The following is a 20,161-nucleotide window of genomic DNA, read 5'->3' as shown; positions in this document are numbered from 1 at the left end:
ACTCCGGTTGTGAGAACGCATTCGGTGACTTGGCTAGCCTTGTGCGCGACACCATTGCGCTGGATCGCTAGGGCGACCCTGCTGACGAATGGCGAAATACAGTGCAGCGGCTTCCTGCCCGCCACTGTTGCCTACAGTGGCAATGGGATCTCCGGCCTTGACGATTTCACCGGCGTCGCGCAACAGGCTTTGATTATGCCCGTACAGGCTCAGATAGCCGTTGCCGTGGTCGAGAATCACCAGCAGTCCGGCGCCACGCAGCCAGTCGGCGAACACCACGCGACCACCATGCACGGCGCGTACCTGGGTGCCGATAGCGGCGCCGATCAGGACGCCGTCCCATTTGGTTCGAGCGTCGCCGCCGCGAGGAGTGCCGTAGCCGGCGACCAGACGTCCATCGACCGGCCAGGGCAGCTTGCCCTTGGCATTGGCAAAAGGGCCGCCGAAGCTCGCGCCGGCACTGGAAACGAACGGGCCTGAGGTTGTCGAGGCTGCCGTGCCTGATGGCTGCTGGCGCATCTGTTCTTCGCGCGCGAGGGCCAGGGCGCGCTGGCGCTGCTCCTCGGCCTCGCGGGCCTGGCGCGCCAGGGTTTCCTCGATGGTCTTGAGTACGCGCTCGAGCTGCGCCTGTTCCTGCTGGCGAGCCTTGAGCTTGCTGTCGCGGCTGGACAAGTCTCTGTCCAGTTTGGCCAGGGTCTGCTGGCGCTGTTTGCGAACTTCGGCAAGCTGGACTTGACGCTGCTTCAGGCCGTCCTGCTGCTTGCTCAGAGTTGCCTGCTGCTGCTCGATACCGGCTTCAACGGTTGCCAGTTGCCGCAGGGTTTCGTTGAAGTGTTCGAGCTGCTCGAAGCGCGCTTTGCTCAGGTAGTCGTAGTAGGTCAGGGAGCGGCTGAATTTTTCCGGGTTCTGCTGGTTGAGCAGCAGTTTGAGGTATTCCTGGCGACCACTCTGATAGGCGGCGCGGGCCTGGATGCCGATCAATCGCTGCTGTTCGATGCGGGCGCCTTCGAGGGTGGTTTTTTCTTCGTTGAGACGCTCCAGTTCGGCTTCGCTGCGGTCGATTTCCTGCTGCAGCGAGTCCACCTGCTTTTCCAGCGTGCCCATTTCGCTTTCGGTGGTCTGCAGCTGCTTGTGCACGGCAGACTTTTCCTGCTCGATCTGCTTGAGCAACTTCTGCAATTCGGCGACGTCCTTGCGGGCGGCTTCTATCTGCTGGCGTGCTGCTGCACGCTCATCCGCCACGGCAGGGCCGAGCAGGCAGAAAAACGCGAAGGCGAGAATTAAACGGGGCATTGGCTGGCGTAACCGAGAGATCAACGACCGCCGTAGTATGCCTAAAAAAACGGCCACAAGCTGTAGGGCGGGTTGCAACGCGCCAAGCGTACATGACGGCATACCGCAGCGGCGGGTTTCAAATGCCCTGCAATTTCATCCTTTCAGTTCGACAATCGAGCGTCCGCTCATCTCGGCCGGAACCGGCAGCCCCAGCAGGGTCAGCATTGTCGGTGCGACGTCGGCGAGCACAGCGCCCTCGCGGATGCTGACCTTGCGCTTGCCAACATAGATAAAGGGCACCGGCTCGCAGGTATGTGCGGTATGCGCCTGGCCGGTCATGACGTCTTCCATCTGCTCGACGTTGCCGTGATCGGCAGTGATCAGCGCCTCGCCGCCGACCCTGTCCAGCGCTTCGACAATTCGACCAACGCACTTGTCCAGGCATTCCACTGCCTTGACGGCTGCCTCGAATACGCCGGTGTGGCCGACCATGTCACCGTTGGCATAGTTGACGATGATGACGTCGAAGCGCTGGTTTTCGATGGCATCGACAATGCGGTCGGTGACTTCGGGGGCGCTCATTTCCGGTTGCAGGTCATAGGTGGCGACTTGCGGCGACGGGATCAGGATGCGCTCTTCGCCCGCGAATGGCTCTTCGCGACCGCCGGAAAAAAAGAAGGTGACGTGGGCGTATTTCTCGGTCTCGGCAATGCGCAATTGGGTTTTGCCGTTGTTGGCCAGGTACTCCCCAAGCACGTTGGTCAGGGCCTCGGGGGCGTAGGCGGCGGGGGCTGGAATACTCGCGGCGTACTGGGTGAGCATGACGAAGCCGGCCAGTTGCGGTGTGCGCGTAGGCTGGAATTCCTTGAAGCCCGGTTCGACGAAGGCGCGGGTCAGCTCGCGGGCGCGGTCGGCACGGAAGTTCATGAACACCACGGCATCGCCGTCTTCCACGCGTACCGCCTCGCCGATGGAGGTGGCTTTGACGAACTCGTCGCTTTCGCCGCGCTCGTAGGCGGCGATCAGGCCGTCCACTGCGTAATCGGACTGGTATTCGGCCTTGCCGTTGACGATCAGTTCATAGGCTTGCTGTACGCGATCCCAGCGGTTGTCGCGGTCCATGGCGAAATAACGACCGATCAGGCTGGCGATGCGGCCTTTGCCCAGGCGGGTGAACGTGGCTTGCAGCAGTTCGATGGAGCTCTGCGCGCTCTTGGGGGGCGTGTCGCGACCGTCGAGGAAGGCATGCAGGTAGATCTTTTCGGCGCCGCGCTTGGCCGCCAGTTCGGCCATGGCTACCAGGTGATCCTGATGGCTGTGCACGCCGCCGTCCGAAAGCAGGCCGAGAATGTGCACGGCCTTGCCGTTGCCTGCGGCCTTGTCCACGGCGGCGCAGATGGCCGGGTTGGTGAAGAAGTCGCCGTCACGGATGGATTTGGTCACGCGGGTGAAATCCTGATACACCACGCGGCCCGCGCCGAGGTTCATGTGGCCGACTTCCGAGTTGCCCATCTGCCCGTCAGGTAGTCCGACATCCATGCCGCTGCCGGAGATCAACCCGTGCGGGCGGGTGGCGCGCAGCTGGTCGTAAATCGGTGTGCTGGCCGCATGGATGGCGTTGTATTCGGGGCTGTCACTGTGTCCGAAGCCATCGAGGATGATCAGTACCAGGGGTTTGGGCGCGGCGGGCATTTATCTGGCTCCTTGCACGAGGGCGCGAATAAGGGCGGCAATTCTACACGATTGGCAGGGTTCAGCCGGCAAAGGGGGCTGTGTATACTGCCGGGATTTTACCCTCCGGGAACCTTGTAGATGGTCGCTAACCTGATTGAATTTGTCTCCAACAACTTTGTACTTGTCAGCATCTTCCTGGCATTGCTCGTTCTGCTTGCGATCACTGAAACGCAAAAGGGCGGCAAGAGTCTGGGCAGCCGAGAATTGACAGCGCTGGTCAATCGTGACGAAGGCGTGGTGTTGGACGTACGTGGCAAGAAGGAGTTCGATGCCGGCCATATCGTCGATTCATTGAACATTCCTCACGAAAAATTGGTCAGCCGATTGAGCGAGCTGGAAAAGCACAAGGCCAGGACGATCGTTGTCGTCGATGCCATGGGCCAGCACGCCGGAACGGTCTGCCGTGAGCTGAAGAAGGCAGGCTTTACTGCCGCCAAGCTGTCCGGGGGGATGTCCAGCTGGCGCGGCGAGAATCTGCCAGTGGTCAAGTAAACATGCCTGAAGTTCTCATCTATACCACCGCCTGGTGCCCCTTCTGTGTGCGGGCCAAGAGCCTGCTGGAGCGTAAGGGCGTTGCCTTCCGCGAAATTTCCGTGGATGGGAAGCCTGCGCTGCGCGCCGAAATGGCGAGCAAGGCCGGGCGCACTTCGGTGCCGCAGATATGGATCGGTGACAGGCACGTCGGTGGCTGTGATGAGCTGCACGCCCTGGAGCGTGCGGGGCGGCTGGATGCGATGCTTCAGGGCTGATCTGCCAGAGCAGGCGGTTTTCAACGGCCTGACAGGGTTGCCCGGATGCCGCATCCGGGCAGGGGAATCCAATACAACATGCACAGCGAGAAGGCTTTCACATGACTGAACAAGCAAACAACGGCGCAGCCGCCGCTCAGGAAGAGCAGGGCGCACAGTTTTCCCTGCAGCGCATCTACGTTCGTGACCTTTCCTTCGAGGCGCCAAAAAGTCCCGAGATCTTCCGCCAGGAATGGAATCCCAGTGTTGCGCTGGATCTGAACACCCGGCAGAAGGCGCTGGAAGGTGATTTTCACGAAGTGGTGCTGACCCTCTCGGTCACTGTGAAGACGGGTGAAGAAGTCGCCTTTATCGCCGAAGTCCAGCAGGCCGGGATATTCCTGATCAAAGGTCTTGAGCCTCAGGCCATGAGCCACACGCTGGGGGCCTTCTGCCCGAATATCCTGTTCCCTTACGCGCGCGAAGCGCTGGATAGTCTGGTCACGCGAGGCTCTTTCCCGGCTCTGATGCTGGCGCCAGTGAACTTCGATGCGCTTTACGCCCAGGAACTGCAGCGTATCCAGCAGGCCGCTGGTGGCGCAGCTCCGGCTACTGCTCACTGATAAGCACGGCGGGGAGGGTGGAATGTAGCTTTCTGCATCCACTCTTCCCCGCGGGTGGATCGGTAGGCCTGATCCACCTCGCTTTTCGCTAGCGCACCTTCACCACCAGTTTGCCCACGGCCTTGCGCTGTCCGAGCGTATTGATTGCCTGTCCGGCCTGTTCGAGGGCAAAGGTTTGTGAGACCAGGGGCTTGAGTTTGCCCTCGGCGTACCAGGCAAACAGTTGTCTGAAATTGGCGGCATTGTCCTGTGGCTGACGCTGGGCGAATGCGCCCCAGAATACGCCTACCAGCGAGGCTCCCTTGAGCAGGGGCAGGTTGGCCGGCAGCGTGGGAATGTCACCACCCGCTGCAAATCCCACCACCAGCATGCGACCGTTCCAGGCAATGCTGCGAAAGGCTTCCTCGAAAAGTGTGCCGCCGACCGGGTCGTAGATCACGTCCGCGCCCTGACCATTGGTGAGTTCCTTGAGGCGTTCCCGCAGGCTGGATTCGGTGTAGTTGATGAGTTCGTCGGCGCCGGCGTTACGGGCGACCTCCAGTTTTTCGGCGCTCGAGGCTGCCGCAATCACCCGGGCGCCCATGGCCTTGCCGATCTCCACTGCTGCCAGCCCGACACCACCTGAGGCGCCGAGTACCAGCAGGGTTTCGCCGGGCTGCAGGTTGGCGCGCTGCGTCAGTGCGTGCATCGAGGTGCCGTAGGTCATGCCGAAGGCTGCAGCGGTGGTGAAATCCATGTTGGCAGGCATGGGCAATGCATTCTGGCCAGGCACTGCGACCTGTTCGGCAAAGCTGCCCCAACCAGTGAGCGCCATGACCCGGTCGCCGGCCTTCAGGTGAGTGATGCTTTCGCCCACTGCGGCCACCACGCCTGCTGCCTCGCCACCCGGTGAAAAGGGAAAGGGGGGCTTGAACTGATATTTGCCTTCGATGATGAGTGTGTCCGGAAAGTTGACCCCGGCTGCATGCACGTCGAGCAGTACCTCACCTTTTTTGATCGTAGGGCCATCGATTTCTTCAACGGCGAGGTTTTCGGCTGGGCCAAAGGCTTTGCAGAGAACGGCTTTCATCAGGCTTCCTTTTTGTTTTGGGGGCATTGTTCCGAGCAGTCTAGAAGGCTGACCTGCAGGTGCAATGAGCATGGCCTGGCGTGATGGTGATACATAACAGGCCGGACTTGGGTCTGCGCCTGGTAGTGGTTATGCTGGTGCCCGTTTTCCCTGGAGTTGTCTCGTGACGCGCATTCTTGCTTTCTGTCTGGCTCTTGGTCTGGCCGCGCCGGCTCTGGCCGAAAAATCCGCAACCGATACGGCGGCGACCAAAGCCATCTACTACACCCTGGTGCCTGCGTTGGTGGGTAACTACGGCGCGGATGGGAAATTGAAGTATTACAAGGCGGATGTTGCCTTGCGCATCGGCACCAGCGAGGCCGAAGCCAGGGTCAAGCACCATGAGCCGTTGATCCGCAATCAGCTGGTGATGCTGTTTTCCCAGCAGACCGATGCCAGTCTGGGAAGTGTCGAGGCCAAAGAGGCTCTGCGCAAGGAAGCCCTTGAGCAGGTGCAGGCTGTGCTTACTCAGGAAGAGGGCAAGCCTCTGGTGGATGACCTGTTGTTCAACAACCTGATCATTCAATAAGCAGCGCTGATTGCTGCTCAGCGCATGGCCAGAATGGCCTGCCATTGCGCCTCGCTGACGGGCATCACGGAGAGCCGGCTGCCTTTGTGCACCAAGGGCATCTGTGCAAGCGCCGGTTCGGCCTTGAGTCGGGATAGTGTCAGGACTGGCTGGATAATCTCGAGGAAGCTGACGTCCACCGCGCTCCAGGGATTGTTCGTCTCCGTGGCTTTGGCGGCGAAGTAGGGGCTTTCGGGATCGACGGCGGTAGGGTCCGGGTAGGCGGCGCGAACGATGCTGCCGATGCCTGCAATGCCGGGCGTTGCGCAACTGGAGTGATAGAAGAAAAACCGGTCGCCTTCATTCATTGCCCGCAGGTAATTGCGGGCCTGGTAATTGCGCACGCCATCCCAGCGTGCAAGGCCGAGTTGTTCGAGATCTCGAATGGAGAATTCGTCGGGTTCAGACTTCATCAGCCAGTACGGCATGTTATTTGCTCTCAGTGATTCGCTTCAAAGGGTTCTCGAACGCAAATTCCCCGACAATCGGTTCCGATGCGTGTTTGCACTGCATGGAGGCATAGCGGAGAATGCCGCGCTTGAGGTTGGTGTTGTCGAGCCTGAAAATTAAAATGATACGGCTTGGCAAAACTATTCGCCTGGCAGGGGGAGGCGAAACTGTTATGAAACGCAAGCCTGATATTGTTTGGGTCCTGGTGCTGATTTTTGGTTTGGGCGTAGTCACCACGGGCTATACTCAGGGGCTATGGGAGCGCTCGGATGATACGGCGCCCATGATCCCGCTCAGCCATTCGCAACAACTCCAGCGCTGATCGGTCAGGCCGCACGGATGCGGCCAGTCATGCTTCTCCGGACGTCCTGTCCCGTTTCACATGCCAGCATCTGTCTGTTACTGCCGCCTGCAAATCAATATCCCAGCTTGCCAATGGCAGGCGATCGACCTTCTGACATTCATGGGCAAGTCCAAGAAGCGTCGGTTTGTGACTTTTTTTGCGCCATGAGCGATACGCCAGGCTGCGATCATAGAAGCCGCCGCCCATGCCCAGGCGTCCGCCGTGCTCGTCGAACCCCACCAGTGGCATCAGCAGCAGGTCCAGCGTCCAGACGGGCTGTTGGCGCGCCGGGCAGAATTCCGGCTCGGCGATACCGAAGCGGTTGGGCTTCAGGCGTTCGCCCGGCAGAATGCGCTGAAACACCATGCGGGTTCGCGGCCAGGCGTTGAGGACCGGCAGGTAGATAGCCTTGCCCATTTTCTGTGCGGCACGCAGCAGCGGTCGAGGATCGATTTCGCCATCGTTGGGCAGATAGAGAGCGATATGTCGTGCGCGGCGGAACAGGGGATGTTGTGCCAGCTGACGATGGAGTCGCCGTGCGGCGAGACGTTGCTGGGTGGGGGAAAGGTTGCGGCGCTCATGTCGCAGCAAGCGGCGCAGCGCAGGGCGCGAAAGGCCTTCTGCGATGATCATGGAAAAAGACTCCCCAGCATGCCGCTGCCCGCGTAGGCCCTTGAACCCGAGAGTTCAAGGTGGCGACTACAGGGCACTTTAAGGCTTTCCGTCAGGCGGACATGCACACCAGCACCACATGTAGCCTCCATGATGTTGCTTATCGGGAGAGGGTCATCGCCGACTGGCGAACATGCCAGGGAGGTGCGGGGATTATAACGCAATCCGTGAACCGTTCATCAGTTGCCGGAGGTATTCGGGTCGGCCAGAGCGCTATCGACGCGTTCGAGCAGGGTACGCACGTGTTCACGCGCACTGTTGGCCTCGGCGTCCAGGCGGTCATGCTTGTGCAGCAGTTCATGGGTAATGTTCAGCGCCGCCATGACCGCAATACGGTCAGCACCGATCACTTTCCCGCTGCTGCGAATCTCGCGCATCTTGCGGTCCAGATAGCTCGCGGCACCTTCCAGGTTGCTGCGCTCTTCGGTGGGACAGGCGATGCAGTATTCCTTGTCCAGGATATGCACGGTAACGGTGTTCGACTGGTTCATGAGTCCTGCTCCAGAGCTTTCAGGCGCGAAATCATGGATTCGACCTTCACGCGGGCCATTTCGTTCTTTTCAATCAGCTGGGCACGCTCCTCACGCCACGCCTGTTCGCTGTGCTGAAGCAGGCGATTCTGTACTTTCAACTGCTCGATGCGCTGGATCAGCTGCTCTAGTCGCGTGCTCAGCAGTTGCAGGTCGGCGTCTTCCATGGAATTCCCGATGATTGAGGCGAGTGCCGGCAAGTCTCGCTTCGATGGTCTTGGCTCGTTCGCCGGTGCTAGGATACGAGGCCTTCATTCTAGACATTAGCGCCCTCGTGCGCCTAGCTGCCAATGCCCATTCAGAATTCGCCGTATGCTGCATTCGCCACATTGCTGGCCAACACACCACTGACCGTTACCCCTGCCGAACTGCACGGCCTGTTGCTGGGCCGTAGTTGCGCCGGAGCCGGCTTCGATATCGATACCTGGCTGCTCGATGCCGGCGAGTTGCTGGGTGGCGAACCCGAGGAAGCGGTGCGTCAGGCACTGATCGGCCTTCAGGAAATGGTCAAGGGGGAGCTGGCAGGCGACGATATTGCCATCGTGCTGCTATTGCCTTCGGACGAGGCTCCGCTGGCCGAGCGTGCGCTGGCGCTGGGGCAATGGTGCCAGAGCTTCCTTGCCGGCTTCGGGTTGATCGCCGGTGATCGCGCCCTGAGTAGCGAGGCCATGGAAGTGCTGCAGGACATGGTGGCCATCGCCCAGGTGCAAGGTGCCCTGGAAGAGTCCGAAGATGGCGAAAGCGACTACATGGAAGTGATGGAGTATCTGCGCGTTGCGCCGCTGCTGCTGTTCACCGAGTGTGCCAAGCCGCTGGCGCCGACGGCCAAGCCTTCCCTGCATTGAGGAAAACCTCCCGCCCATGACCCGCATCCCGAAATCGGACTATGCCCGCCGTCGCAAGGCGTTGATGGCGCAGATGGAACCCAACAGCATCGCCATCCTGCCGGCGGCGCCGATGTATATCCGTAATCGCGACGTCGAGCATGTCTACCGGCAGGACAGTGATTTCCAGTATCTCTCCGGTTTCCCTGAGCCGGAGGCGGTGATTGCCCTGATACCGGGGCGCGAGTACGGAGAATACGTGCTGTTCTGCCGCGAGCGTGATCCTGAGCGTGAGCTGTGGGACGGGCTGCGTGCCGGCCAGGACGGCGCCATCAGCGAATATGGCGCGGACGACGCTTTCCCCATCAGCGATATCGACGACATCCTCCCCGGCCTGATCGAGGGGCGCTCGCGTGTCTACTATGCCATCGGCACCAATGAGGCCTTCGACCACCGGCTGATGGAATGGATCAAGACTATCCGTTCCAAGGCGCGCCAGGGTGCGCAGCCCCCGAGCGAATTCGTTGCCCTCGACCATCTGTTGCATGACCTGCGTCTGTACAAGTCGGCCAACGAGGTGAAGGTGATGAAGCATGCGGCGGATATTTCCGCACGCGCGCACATCCGCGCCATGCAGGCCAGTCGAGCCGGGCTGTACGAGTACCACCTGGAAGCCGAGCTGGATTACGAATTCCGCAAGGGCGGGGCGAAGATGCCTGCCTATGGTTCCATCGTCGCGGCGGGTCGCAACGCCTGCATCCTGCATTACCGCGAGAACGATGCGCCGCTCAAGGACGGTGATCTGGTTTTGATCGATGCCGGCTGCGAGATTGACTGCTACGCCAGCGATATCACCCGCACCTTCCCGGTCAGTGGCAAGTTTTCTCCCGAGCAGAAAGCCATCTACGAGCTGGTGCTGGCGGCCAACGAGGAAGCCTTCAGGCACATTGCGCCCGGCAAACACTGGAACGAGGCGCACGAGGCCACGGTGCGGGTCATCACCGCCGGGCTGGTGGAGCTGGGCCTGTTGCAGGGCGAGGTGGATGAGCTGATCGCCAGCGAAGCCTACAAGCCCTTCTATATGCACCGTGCCGGCCACTGGCTCGGCCTGGATGTGCATGACGTCGGTGACTACAAGGTCGGTGGTGAATGGCGCGTGCTCGAGCCGGGGATGGCAATGACCGTCGAGCCGGGCATTTATATTGCGGCGGACAACCTGCTGGTGGCCAAGAAATGGCGCGGCATCGGTGTGCGCATTGAGGACGACGTGGTGGTGAGCAAAACCGGCTGCGAGATTCTCACCGGCGGCGTGCCCAAGCGCGTCGCCGAGATCGAGGCGTTGATGGCTGCTGCCCGTGAGGAGGCCTGAGGCATGAGCGTACTGGCGATCATCGGCGGCGGGCTGGTCGGCGCCAGTCTTGCACTGGCTTTGCAGCAGGGCGCCAGGCAGCGCGGTTGGACGATCCTGCTGATTGAGCCCTTCGAGCCGGGCAGCGAATATCAGCCCAGTTATGATGCGCGCTCCACGGCACTGTCCTACGGCACGCGGCTGATCTATCAGCGGCTGGGGGTCTGGCAGCGGATTGCCGAGCGTGCAGAGCCCATCACTCATATCCAGGTTTCCGACCGCGGTCGCGCCGGCGCCACCCGGCTCGATGCGCAGACCCAACAGGTGCCGGCGCTGGGCTATGTGGTGGAAAACGCCTGGATCGGTCATTGCCTGTGGCAGGCGCTGGATGACGACGTGGTGCAGCGCCATTGCCCTGCCGAGGTCGAGCGCATGCAGCCAACGCCTGATGGCTGGGTACTGACGCTGACCGATGGCCGGCAGTTCGATTGCGATCTGGCGGTGCTGGCCGACGGCGGTCGCTCTGCGCTGCGCGAACAGCTCGGCATCGAGGTCAGGCGCACGCCTTATGGGCAGACTGCGTTGATTGCCAACGTGACCCCGGGCAAATCTCATGGGGGCCAGGCATTCGAGCGTTTCACCGATGATGGCCCCATGGCCCTGCTGCCGGTACGCGACAACCGCTGTGCACTGGTCTGGAGCCGCTCGGAAGCGGATGCCGCGCGACTGGTGGCGCTGAACGAAGCGCAGTTTCTCGACGAGTTGCAGCAGGCCTTCGGCTATCGCCTGGGCGGCTTCCAGCAGGTCGGCGCTCGACACCTGTACCCGCTGTCGCTGGTCGAAGCGACGGAGCAGGTGCGCTCCGGTCTGGTGGTGTTGGGCAATGCCGCGCACAGCCTGCATCCGATTGCCGGGCAGGGCTACAACCTGTCATTGCGCGATGCCGAGGTGCTGGCCACTACCTTGCTGAACAGCAGCGCTGCGCCGGGCGATCTGCGCGTGTTGCAGGATTACCAGCGCCGCCAGCGTCTGGATCAGCACCTGACTGTGGGCTTTTCCGATCGGCTGACGCGTCTGTTCGGTGACTCTGGCTCCCTGATCACGACCGGACGCAACCTCGGTCTGCTGGCGCTGGACCTGCTGCCACCGGCCAAGGACTGGTTTGCACGCCAGGCCATGGGGCTGGGTGTGCGAGAAGGCTGAATTCGCAGGGCATGACGCAATTTTTTCGAGCCGCAGACCGTTGAACACTCGCAGGAGAGAATTGATGCAAGCGGACCTCATCATTGTGGGCGCCGGGATGGTTGGCAGCACGCTGGCACTGGCGCTGCAGGAGTGCGGGCTGAATATCCGCCTGATCGATGCCGGGCCGCTTGAACCGCAGACCTTTGCGGCGTCTGATCCGTTCGAGCCGCGTGTCAGCGCGCTGTCGGCGGCGAGCCAGCGGATTCTCGAACGCCTCGGCGCCTGGCCGGGCATCGTCCGGCGTCGCGCCAGCCCTTACAGCGACATGCGCGTGTGGGACGGCTCCGGCACCGGACAGATTCACTTTTCTGCCGCCTCGGTACATGCCGAGATGCTTGGCCATATCGTCGAGAACCGCGTGGTGCAGGATGCGCTGCTGGAGGCACTCAAGGCCCGCGGCTCGGTGGAGCTGATTGCCGGGGCGCGTCTGGAACGGCTGCGCCAGGATGAAGCCGGTTGGCACCTTACCCTTGCTGACGGCCAACAACTGCACAGCGGCCTGCTGGTTGCCGCCGATGGCGCGAATTCGGCAGTACGGCGCCTGGCGGGCTGCGAGACGCGGGAATGGGACTACCTGCACCATGCCATCGTCACCAGTGTGCGCTGCGCCGAGCCGCACCAGCGTACGGCCTGGCAGCGCTTCACGGATGACGGTCCGCTGGCGTTTCTGCCTTTGCAGCGTGACGGCGATGAGCACTGGTGCTCCATCGTCTGGTCGGCTACCGAGGCTGAGGCAAAGCGGCTGATGGCGCAGGACGATGAGGGTTTTCGCCAGGCCCTCGGGCGTGCCTTCGAGCATCGCCTGGGCGAGGTACTGGAGGTCGATCCGCGCCTGTGTATCCCGCTGCGCCAGCGGCATGCCAAACGCTATGTACAGCCCGGCCTGGCGCTGATCGGCGATGCCGCCCATACCATCCATCCATTGGCCGGTCAGGGTGTCAACCTGGGCTTGCTGGACGCGGCGGTGCTGGCCGAGGTGCTGCTCGCGGCGCTCAAGCGTGGCATGCCGCCCGGTGATTTGCGTGTGCTGGCTCGTTTCGAGCGTCGGCGCATGCCGCACAACCTGGCGATGATGGCGGCAATGGAAAGTTTTGAGCGGCTGTTCCAGGCCGATAACCTGCCATTGCGCTGGCTACGCAACACCGGACTGAAAGGTGTTGAGGCCCTGCCACAGGCCAAAGCCCTGTTCGTGCGGCAGGCGCTGGGGTTGACCGGCGACCTGCCTGAGCTGGCAAGGCCGTGAGCGAAAACTTGCGTTGACTTGATTTGGCGCAATTTCTCGTGTTGAGAAACTAAATGACATTCACTACTATTTAGCCTCTTTTCTCAAGTCATCAAGGGGCTGATCCATGCAGGCACGCAAAGGTTTACTCGCCGCTCTGGCGCTCACCGCGCTGTCCGGCGCCGTACAGGCTGCCGATGAGGTAGTGGTTTACTCATCACGCATCGATGAGTTGATCAAGCCCGTATTCGATGCCTACACCGCCAAGACTGGCGTGAACATCAAGTTCATCACCGACAAGGAAGCGCCGCTGATGGCGCGCATCAAGGCCGAAGGCGCCAACACGCCGGCCGACCTGCTGTTGACTGTCGATGGCGGCAACCTCTGGCAGGCCGAGCAGATGGGCATCCTTCAGCCGATGAATTCCCAGCAGGTCAAGGACAACATTCCCGCGCAGTACCGCTCCTCCAGTGATGCCTGGACCGGCCTGTCGCTGCGTGCCCGGACCATCGTCTACTCCCCCGAGCGAGTCAAAGAGGGTGAGCTGAGCACCTATGAAGCGCTGGCGGACGAGCGCTGGGATGGCCGTCTGTGCTTGCGTACCAGCAAAAAGGTCTACAACCAGTCGCTGACCGCCACCATGATCGAAACCCATGGTGCAGAGAAGACCGAGGCAATCATCAAGGGTTGGGTGGGCAATCTGGCCACCGACGTTTTCGCCGATGACACTGCCCTGGTGCAGGCCGTCGATGCCGGCCAGTGTGATGTGGGTATCGTCAACACCTACTATTTCGGCCGTCTGCACAAGCAGAAGCCGGACCTGAAAGCCAAGCTGTTCTGGCCGAACCAGGGCGACCGTGGCGTACACGTCAACCTGTCCGGGATCGGCCTGACCAAACATGCGCCCAATCCCGACGCTGCCCGCAAGCTGGTCGAGTGGATGACCTCTACCGAGGCGCAGAACCTCTTTGCCGACATCAACATGGAGTTCCCGGCCAATTCGAGCGTCAAGCCTTCGGCTGAAGTGGCCGAGTGGGGCGAGTTCAAGGCTGACACCATCCCTGTTGAAGTTGCCGGTAAGCGCCAGGCTGAAGCCATCAAGCTGATGGACCGGGCGGGCTGGAGGTAAGTGCCGCTTGAAGCTTGAAGCCAGAGGTCGATAGCTTCCCGCTCCGGTTATACTCAACGCCCCCGCCTGGCCGGGGGCGTTTTCATTTCTGCTTCCGAGGCTTGCGTGTCCCATCCCGTCGAGCGCCGCTGGTATCCCCTGACATTCACAGTCGCTGCGCTGGTATTGCTGCCGCTGAGTGTTCTGCTGTTCAGTTGGGGCGACATCGATACCGAGATATGGTCGCACCTCTGGGATACCCAGATTCCGCGCCTGCTGGGCAACACCCTGACGCTGGTGCTGGGCGTCGGGATGGGTGTGGTGCTGCTGGGCGTGAGCCTCGCCTGGTTGACAGCACTCTGCGAATTTCCTGGCCGGCGCTGGCTGGACTGGGCGTTGATGCTGCCCTTCGCGATTCCCGCCTATGTGCTGGCATTCGTCTTTATCGGTCTGCTGGACTTCGCCGGGCCGGTGCAGACCCTGGCGCGCGAGTGGTTCGGCAGCGGGGTGCGCTTCCCCCGTGTGCGCTCCACCGGCGGGGTGATCATCGTGCTGGTGTTGGTCTTCTATCCCTATGTCTACCTGCTGGCGCGCTCGGCGTTCATTGCTCAGGGAAAGGGGTTGATGGAGGCTGCGCGGGTGCTCGGGCAGTCGCCCTGGAAGGCCTTCTGGAGCGTGGCGCTGCCGATGGCGCGACCTGCCATCGGGGCCGGACTGGCGCTGGCCCTGATGGAAACCCTGGCCGACTTCGGCGCGGTTTCGGTATTCAATTTCGATACCTTTACCACCGCAATCTACAAGACCTGGTACGGCTTTTTCAGTCTCACCAGCGCCACCCAGCTGGCCAGCCTGCTGCTACTCGCGGTGATGCTGGTGCTGTACGGCGAGCGTCGTGCCCGTGGCGTGGCCAGGCCGGCCAATGACCGGGCGCGCTCGGCAGCGCTTTACCACTTGCGCGGCTTCAAGGCATTTGCAGCCAGTTGCTGGTGTGGGCTGGTGTTTCTCTGTGCCTTCGTTATCCCGATGCTGCAGTTGCTGGCCTGGCTCTGGCAGCGCGGGCGCTTCGATCTGGATGAGCGCTACGCCGGGCTGATTCTGCATACGCTTTACCTGGGTGGACTGGCGGCGCTGATCACGGTCGCAGTGGCCTTGCTGCTGGCCTTTTCGCGGCGTCAGGCCCCGGTGCGCTCGATCAGGGCGGCTGTGGGGCTGGCGAATCTCGGCTACGCGTTGCCCGGATCGGTGTTGGCAGTGTCGATCATGCTCGCTTTCAGCTATCTGGACCGCGAGTTGATCATTCCCCTTTCAGCCTGGCTTGGCGGTGCTGGCAAACCCCTCCTGCTTGGCAGTCTTGGTGCCTTGCTGCTGGCCTATCTGATTCGCTTCATGGCGGTGGCGTTCGGTCCGCTGGAGAATGCCCTGGCACGCATCCGCCCATCGCTGCCGCAGGCGTCGCGCAGTCTGGGGGTCGGAGGCCCTGCACTGTTCTTTCGGGTCTACCTGCCGCTGCTGTTGCCGGGCACCCTGAGCGCCGCGCTGCTGGTGTTCGTCGATGTGCTCAAGGAAATGCCGGCCACGCTGCTGATGCGACCCTTCGGCTGGGACACCCTGGCAGTGCGCATTTTCGAGATGACCAGCGAAGGCGAATGGGCGCGCGCTGCGCTGCCGGCACTGACGCTGGTACTGGTCGGCCTGCTGCCGGTCATCCTGCTGATCCGGCGCTCGGCCAAAGGGTGAAAGGCGGCTGTCGCATGCGCCGTGACCTGTCACAACCTTGGGGCTACAATGCGCGCCATTCAAAAGTCGCATGTCTTTGGCTGGACGGCTTTCTATAGGCTTTACCTCTGCCGCTTCGGCGACCTGCCCGGAAGGAGAAACCCATGGGTCAGCGCACTCCCCTTTATGATCAGCATTTGGCGCTCGGCGCGAAAATGGTGGATTTCGGCGGCTGGGACATGCCGCTGCATTACGGTTCGCAGGTGGAGGAACACCATCAGGTACGGCGTGATTGCGGCGTATTCGACGTCTCCCACATGACCATCGTCGACGTGGCCGGCGCCCAGGCCAGGTGCTACCTGCAGCGTCTGCTGGCCAATGACGTGGCGCGCCTGAGAGAAGTCGGCAAGGCGCTCTACAGCGCGATGCTCAACGAAGCAGGCGGAGTCATCGACGACCTGATCGTTTACCTGACCGAGCAGGGCTATCGCCTGGTGCTCAACGCCGGTACGCGCGACAAGGATATGGCCTGGCTGCAGGTTCAGGCCGAGGGGTTTGATGTCACGCTAAAGGAGCGCGCCGATCTGGCGATGCTTGCCATCCAGGGGCCGCAGGCGCGGGCGCGGGTAATGGATATCGTCGCCCAGAGCCGTGCCGCCCTGATTCAGGAGCTCAAGCCTTTCTACGGCCTGACAGCAGGCGACTGGTTTATCGGGCGTACCGGCTACACGGGCGAAGACGGCCTGGAAGTTATTCTTCCGATCGAGGAAGCGCCGGACTTCTTCAGTGAGCTGGTCGGTGCAGGCATTGCCCCGATCGGCCTCGGCGCCCGTGACACCTTGCGTCTGGAGGCCGGGCTGAATCTTTACGGTCAGGACATGAACGAAGAGATTTCACCGCTGGCGGCAAACATGGGCTGGTCCGTCGCCTGGGAGCCGGTCGAGCGCGAATTCATCGGTCGCGCCGCTCTGCAGGCGCAGCGCGAGCACAACGAGCAGCCTCGGCTGGTCGGCCTGGTGCTCGAAGAGCGCGGCGTGCTCCGGGCGCATCAGGTGGTGCGGGTTAGCGGCATCGGCGAGGGTGAAATCACCAGCGGCAGCTTTTCCCCTACGCTGGGCAAGTCCATTGCCCTGGCCCGCGTACCAGCCAATACCGCTGAACGTGCCGAGGTGGAGATTCGCAACAAATGGTACCCCGTGCGCGTTGTACAGCCGACCTTCGTGCGCCACGGCAGAGTACTGGTATAAATTCGACCTACTGCTTCGCGCCAAAGCTGTGCGCGACCCGCACCGACAGCCATGAGGACAGATGAATGAGCGACCTACCCAGCGATCTGCGTTACGCCGCCAGCCATGAATGGGCCCGCCAGGAGGCCGATGGCAGCGTCAGTGTGGGCATTTCCGATCATGCCCAGCAAGCGCTGGGCGACGTGGTCTATGTGGAGCTGCCGGAGGTCGGTCAGCAACTCAAGACCGGTCAGCAGGCCGGCGTGGTGGAGTCAGTCAAGGCCGCCTCGGATATCTACGCGCCTGTCTCCGGTGTGGTCATCGCCGTCAATGAGCAGCTCGCCGACTCTCCCGAGCAGGTCAACAACGAGCCCTACGGCAGCTGGTTCTTCCGTCTGCAGCCCGATGCCCCGGCGGAACTGGAGGCGCTGCTCACGGCAGAAGCCTACAAGGCGTCCTGCGACGCCGAAGCCTGATTGCTCAATCACCAAGCCCCGCACTGTCGGGGCTTTTTCTTTTTTCGAGAGTAGCTGCCATGCCGTTCATGCCATCCCTTTCCGAGCTTCAGCAGTCCGATGCCTTTCTGTGCCGCCATATCGGTCCCGATGCGCATGAGCAGCAGGCCATGCTGGAAGCACTCGGGCTGGACAGTCGTGAGCAGCTGATCGATGAAACGGTGCCGCCGGCGATCCGCCTGCGAGGTGAGCTGGCGCTGCCGCCGGCGCTGGACGAGCAGGACGCCCTGGCGCGGCTGCGTGGCTATGCCGAGCGGAATCAGCTGTGGACCAGCCTGATCGGCATGGGCTACCACGGCACCATCACCCCGCCGGTGATCCTGCGTAACCTGCTGGAAAACCCCGGCTGGTACACCGCCTACACCCCGTATCAGCCAGAGATTTCCCAGGGTCGCCTCGAAGCGCTGCTGAACTTCCAGCAACTGACCATGGACCTGACCGGCCTCGACCTGGCCAATGCCTCGCTGCTGGACGAGGCCACCGCTGCTGCCGAAGCCATGGCGCTGGCCCGGCGGGTATCGAAGAGTGCCAGCAATCGCTTCTTCGTCGATGAGAACTGTCATCCGCAGACGCTTTCGGTGATGCGGACCCGCTCTGAGGGTTTTGGCTTCGAGTTGGTGGTTGGCCCCGTCGAGGCCATTGAGGGGCAGGCGCTGTTCGGTGCGCTGCTGCAGTATCCCGATAGTCACGGTGAGATTCGCGACCTGCGACCAGTCATCACGCAGCTGCATGACGGTCAGGCGTTGGCATGCGTGGCTGCCGACCCGCTCAGCCTGCTGCTGCTGACACCCCCCGGCGAGTTGGGCGCCGACGTGGTGCTTGGTTCGACCCAGCGCTTCGGCGTGCCCATGGGCTATGGCGGCCCACATGCGGCCTTTTTCGCGACGCGCGATGAGTTCAGGCGCGCCATGCCGGGCCGGCTTATCGGGGTTTCTCGTGATGTTCGCGGCAATACCGCGCTACGCATGGCGTTGCAGACCCGCGAGCAGCATATCCGGCGTGAGAAGGCCAATTCCAATATCTGCACGGCGCAGGTGCTGCTGGCCAATATCGCCAGCAGCTATGCGGTCTACCACGGTCCCGAAGGGCTCAGGCGCATCGCCCGGCGCGTGCATCGGCTGACGGCGCTGCTGGCTGCCGGGCTGGAACGCAAGGGCATGGTTCGCCTCAATCGGCATTTCTTCGACACCCTCACCCTTGAGGTTGGCGGTGCGCAGACAGCCATCATCGAGAGCGCGGCAGCTGCGCGGATCAATCTACGCATCCTCGGGCGCGGCAGGCTTGGCGTTAGCCTCGATGAAACCTGCAACGAGAAGACCGTCGAGCAGTTGCTGGCGATTTTCCTCGGCGCCGATCACGGGCTGGACGTCGCCGCGCTGGATGCCGACGAAATTGCCAGTGGCATCCCGCCTGAATTGCATCGCAGCAGTCCGTACCTGACTCATCCGGTATTCAACACGCACCACAGTGAAACCGAGATGCTGCGCTACCTCAAGCAGCTGGAGAACAAGGATCTGGCACTGAACCAGGCGATGATTCCGCTCGGTTCCTGCACCATGAAACTCAACGCCACCAGCGAGATGATCCCCATCACCTGGCCGGAATTCGCCAACCTGCACCCCTTTGCTCCGCGTGAGCAGGCCCAGGGCTACAGGCTGATGATCGAAGAGCTGGAGGCCTGGCTCTGTATCATTACCGGGTTCGATTCGATTTCCATGCAGCCCAACTCCGGCGCGCAGGGCGAATACGCCGGGCTGGTCGCCATCCGCAAGTATCACCAGAGCTGCGGACAGGGGCAGCGCGATATCTGTCTGATCCCGTCATCGGCGCACGGCACCAACCCGGCGACGGCGCAAATGGTCGGCATGCAGGTCGTAATCGTCGATTGCGACCGGGGCGGCAACATCGATCTGCAGGATCTTGAGCGCAAGGCTGTCGAGGCGGGCGACCGGCTTGCCTGTCTGATGATCACCTATCCCTCGACCCACGGCGTGTACGAGGAAAATGTCCGCGAAATCTGCGCGGCGATCCACGCCCAGGGCGGCCAGGTGTACATGGACGGGGCCAACCTCAATGCCCAGGTCGGCCTGTCGCGACCGGCCGATATCGGCGCCGATGTTTCGCACATGAACCTGCACAAGACCTTCTGCATTCCCCATGGTGGCGGCGGGCCGGGCATGGGGCCGATTGGCGTCAAGGCGCACCTGGCGCCCTTCGTGGCCAATCATCCTGTGGTGGAGTTGCAGGGACCCGATGCAGGCAATGGCGCGATCAGCGCCGCCCCCTGGGGCAGCGCCAGCATTCTGCCGATCAGTTGGATGTACATCGCCATGATGGGCCCGCAGCTGCGTGAAGCAACGGAAGTCGCAATCCTCAGTGCCAACTATCTGGCCATGCGTCTTGGCGAGGCCTATCCGGTGCTTTACAGCGGCCGCAACGGCCGCGTGGCTCACGAGTGCATCATCGATCTGCGCCCGCTCAAGGCGCAGACCGGTATCAGCGAGGAAGACGTGGCCAAGCGCTTGATGGACTACGGCTTCCACGCGCCGACCATGTCCTTCCCGGTGCCTGGCACGCTGATGATCGAGCCTACCGAAAGTGAGTCGAAGGCCGAGCTGGATCGCTTCGTCGAGGCCATGCTGAGCATCCGTGCCGAAATCGCCCGGGTGCAGAGCGGTGACTGGCCGGCAGCCAACAACCCCCTGGTGAATGCGCCGCACACCCTGGCCGACGTGATTGCCGGCTGGGATCGCCCCTACAGCATCGCTGAAGCGGTGACGCCGAGCGCCCACGCGCTGGCGCACAAGTACTGGCCGGCGGTGAACCGCGTCGACAATGTGTTCGGTGATCGCAACCTGTTCTGCGCCTGCGCGCCGGTCGGGGATTATCGGGCGTGAGCCACGCTTGATGCGTTGTAGGGTGGATG

At 62.2% G+C, this 20,161-nt stretch carries 21 protein-coding genes and 1 other RNA gene; 14 read left to right on the top strand and 8 right to left on the bottom strand.

The features are described from left to right. Positions 1–33: 33 nt before the first annotated feature. Entirely contained in the window at positions 34–1,293 is a 1,260-nt protein-coding gene (locus NAV32_RS06990) for a murein hydrolase activator EnvC family protein (RefSeq protein WP_256052076.1), read from the bottom strand. Positions 1,294–1,428: 135 nt separating this feature from the next. Further along, complete coding sequence (gene gpmI / locus NAV32_RS06985; protein ID WP_256052075.1) at positions 1,429–2,967, bottom strand: 2,3-bisphosphoglycerate-independent phosphoglycerate mutase; 1,539 nt, start codon at positions 2,965–2,967, stop codon at positions 1,429–1,431. Between the two features lie 120 nt (positions 2,968–3,087). On the opposite strand from gpmI, the gene NAV32_RS06980 reads away from it, so the two are divergent. The 3 genes from NAV32_RS06980 (at position 3,088) to secB (ending at position 4,360) form a co-directional block, all read left to right on the top strand. Next, the gene (locus NAV32_RS06980) at positions 3,088–3,501 is read left to right on the top strand and encodes a rhodanese-like domain-containing protein (protein WP_256052074.1); all 414 of its coding nucleotides are present in this window, start codon (positions 3,088–3,090) and stop codon (positions 3,499–3,501) included. 2 nt (positions 3,502–3,503) lie between these two features. Next, the gene (gene grxC / locus NAV32_RS06975; RefSeq protein ID WP_256052073.1) at positions 3,504–3,758 is read left to right on the top strand and encodes a glutaredoxin 3; all 255 of its coding nucleotides are present in this window, start codon (positions 3,504–3,506) and stop codon (positions 3,756–3,758) included. 101 nt (positions 3,759–3,859) lie between these two features. Then, the gene (gene secB, locus NAV32_RS06970; RefSeq protein WP_256052072.1) at positions 3,860–4,360 is read left to right on the top strand and encodes a protein-export chaperone SecB; all 501 of its coding nucleotides are present in this window, start codon (positions 3,860–3,862) and stop codon (positions 4,358–4,360) included. A gap of 88 nt (positions 4,361–4,448) precedes the next feature. Here the strand turns inward: secB and NAV32_RS06965 are convergent, their stop codons facing one another. Beyond that, a complete protein-coding gene (locus NAV32_RS06965) occupies positions 4,449–5,429 on the bottom strand; it encodes an NADPH:quinone oxidoreductase family protein (protein WP_256052071.1) in 981 nt (326 codons plus the stop codon). A 163-nt stretch (positions 5,430–5,592) separates the two neighbouring features. Here NAV32_RS06965 and NAV32_RS06960 point away from each other — a divergent pair, with 163 nt between their 5' ends. Further along, the gene (locus NAV32_RS06960) at positions 5,593–5,997 is read left to right on the top strand and encodes a flagellar basal body-associated FliL family protein (protein WP_256052070.1); all 405 of its coding nucleotides are present in this window, start codon (positions 5,593–5,595) and stop codon (positions 5,995–5,997) included. 17 nt (positions 5,998–6,014) lie between these two features. Here the strand turns inward: NAV32_RS06960 and NAV32_RS06955 are convergent, their stop codons facing one another. Then, complete coding sequence (locus NAV32_RS06955) at positions 6,015–6,464, bottom strand: EVE domain-containing protein (RefSeq protein WP_256052069.1); 450 nt, start codon at positions 6,462–6,464, stop codon at positions 6,015–6,017. A 194-nt stretch (positions 6,465–6,658) separates the two neighbouring features. On the opposite strand from NAV32_RS06955, the gene NAV32_RS06950 reads away from it, so the two are divergent. After that, on the top strand, positions 6,659–6,808 hold the full coding sequence (locus NAV32_RS06950; RefSeq protein WP_256052068.1) for a hypothetical protein: 150 nt from the start codon (positions 6,659–6,661) through the stop codon (positions 6,806–6,808). A 27-nt stretch (positions 6,809–6,835) separates the two neighbouring features. Here the strand turns inward: NAV32_RS06950 and NAV32_RS06945 are convergent, their stop codons facing one another. From NAV32_RS06945 to NAV32_RS06930, 4 genes are all read right to left on the bottom strand, one after another. Beyond that, positions 6,836–7,462: a 5-formyltetrahydrofolate cyclo-ligase gene (locus NAV32_RS06945; protein ID WP_256052067.1), complete on the bottom strand. Its 627-nt coding sequence runs from the start codon at positions 7,460–7,462 to the stop codon at positions 6,836–6,838. 6 nt (positions 7,463–7,468) lie between these two features. Continuing rightward, positions 7,469–7,647: non-coding RNA, 6S RNA (gene ssrS, locus NAV32_RS06940), on the bottom strand. Positions 7,648–7,680: 33 nt separating this feature from the next. Next, the gene (locus tag NAV32_RS06935) at positions 7,681–7,992 is read right to left on the bottom strand and encodes a cell division protein ZapA (protein ID WP_256052066.1); all 312 of its coding nucleotides are present in this window, start codon (positions 7,990–7,992) and stop codon (positions 7,681–7,683) included. Next, the gene (locus NAV32_RS06930) at positions 7,989–8,198 is read right to left on the bottom strand and encodes a TIGR02449 family protein (protein ID WP_256052065.1); all 210 of its coding nucleotides are present in this window, start codon (positions 8,196–8,198) and stop codon (positions 7,989–7,991) included. Before NAV32_RS06930 ends, NAV32_RS06935 begins: the two co-directional genes overlap by 4 nt. Before the next feature lie 123 nt (positions 8,199–8,321). Between NAV32_RS06930 and NAV32_RS06925 the strand changes: the two genes are divergently transcribed. The 9 genes from NAV32_RS06925 (at position 8,322) to gcvP (ending at position 20,132) form a co-directional block, all read left to right on the top strand. Continuing rightward, complete coding sequence (locus NAV32_RS06925) at positions 8,322–8,876, top strand: YecA family protein (RefSeq protein WP_256052064.1); 555 nt, start codon at positions 8,322–8,324, stop codon at positions 8,874–8,876. A gap of 16 nt (positions 8,877–8,892) precedes the next feature. Beyond that, positions 8,893–10,224, top strand: coding sequence for a Xaa-Pro aminopeptidase (gene pepP / locus NAV32_RS06920; RefSeq protein WP_256052063.1), 1,332 nt, complete (start codon positions 8,893–8,895; stop codon positions 10,222–10,224). Between the two features lie 3 nt (positions 10,225–10,227). After that, complete coding sequence (ubiH, locus tag NAV32_RS06915; RefSeq protein WP_256052062.1) at positions 10,228–11,406, top strand: 2-octaprenyl-6-methoxyphenyl hydroxylase; 1,179 nt, start codon at positions 10,228–10,230, stop codon at positions 11,404–11,406. Positions 11,407–11,470: 64 nt separating this feature from the next. Then, entirely contained in the window at positions 11,471–12,691 is a 1,221-nt protein-coding gene (locus tag NAV32_RS06910) for a 2-octaprenyl-3-methyl-6-methoxy-1,4-benzoquinol hydroxylase (protein ID WP_256052061.1), read from the top strand. 106 nt (positions 12,692–12,797) lie between these two features. Next, positions 12,798–13,799, top strand: a complete 1,002-nt coding sequence (locus NAV32_RS06905) for an extracellular solute-binding protein (RefSeq protein ID WP_256052060.1) — start codon at positions 12,798–12,800, stop codon at positions 13,797–13,799. A 105-nt stretch (positions 13,800–13,904) separates the two neighbouring features. Next, complete coding sequence (locus NAV32_RS06900) at positions 13,905–15,515, top strand: ABC transporter permease subunit (protein ID WP_256052059.1); 1,611 nt, start codon at positions 13,905–13,907, stop codon at positions 15,513–15,515. Between the two features lie 143 nt (positions 15,516–15,658). After that, positions 15,659–16,741 carry a glycine cleavage system aminomethyltransferase GcvT gene (gcvT, locus tag NAV32_RS06895; protein ID WP_256052058.1) on the top strand — a complete coding sequence of 361 codons (1,083 nt, stop codon included), beginning with the start codon at positions 15,659–15,661 and terminating at the stop codon, positions 16,739–16,741. A gap of 65 nt (positions 16,742–16,806) precedes the next feature. Then, on the top strand, positions 16,807–17,196 hold the full coding sequence (gcvH, locus tag NAV32_RS06890) for a glycine cleavage system protein GcvH (RefSeq protein ID WP_256052057.1): 390 nt from the start codon (positions 16,807–16,809) through the stop codon (positions 17,194–17,196). 59 nt (positions 17,197–17,255) lie between these two features. Next, the gene (gene gcvP / locus NAV32_RS06885) at positions 17,256–20,132 is read left to right on the top strand and encodes an aminomethyl-transferring glycine dehydrogenase (RefSeq protein ID WP_256052056.1); all 2,877 of its coding nucleotides are present in this window, start codon (positions 17,256–17,258) and stop codon (positions 20,130–20,132) included. The last annotated feature ends 29 nt before the right edge of the window (positions 20,133–20,161 follow it).

The organism is Stutzerimonas stutzeri, assembly GCF_024448695.1.
GTDB classification, from domain to species: domain Bacteria; phylum Pseudomonadota; class Gammaproteobacteria; order Pseudomonadales; family Pseudomonadaceae; genus Stutzerimonas; species Stutzerimonas stutzeri_T.
The sequence above is the reverse complement of the archived record's forward strand: the minus strand, read 5'-3'. Positions and strand labels throughout refer to the sequence as shown.